This is a genomic window from Streptococcus suis (genome assembly GCF_002964045.1).
Taxonomy (GTDB): domain Bacteria; phylum Bacillota; class Bacilli; order Lactobacillales; family Streptococcaceae; genus Streptococcus; species Streptococcus suis_U.
In genome coordinates this window covers 1-305 of the sequence record NZ_POPB01000640.1, presented here as the reverse complement: position 1 = coordinate 305, position 305 = coordinate 1, and the positions used below count along the sequence as shown (strand labels likewise).

At 42.0% G+C, this 305-nt stretch carries 1 protein-coding gene; it reads right to left on the bottom strand.

The genetic code is table 11. The features are described 5' to 3' along the window. Positions 1–53: 53 nt before the first annotated feature. Positions 54–305: LPXTG cell wall anchor domain-containing protein (locus C1E99_RS13790; protein ID WP_153060284.1), on the bottom strand; the 252-nt coding region annotated here is incomplete at its 5' end.

Genomic DNA, 305 nt, shown 5'->3' with positions numbered 1-305 from the left:
CTTTAATATGTCCACAGTTAGCCCTAAAACAAGCATTTCTACAAACTCTCTAACTATTCTTCTTTTTTGTTTTTGAATAGATACAAGCCTGTGGCAAGAGTGGCTAAAGCACCACCTAGCCAGCCTATTGCGCTACTTGCTTCACCTGTATTTGGCAAAGTTGCTTTTGGTGCCTCTGCTTTTGGCATCATTGAAACCTTAGATTCAGGCTTCATACCCTCTGTCCGTGGCATTTGAGCTTTCTCTGCTTCTTGTTTATCTGCCTTCGGTTGCTTCATATCTGGTTTCTTAGTTTCTGGCATTGG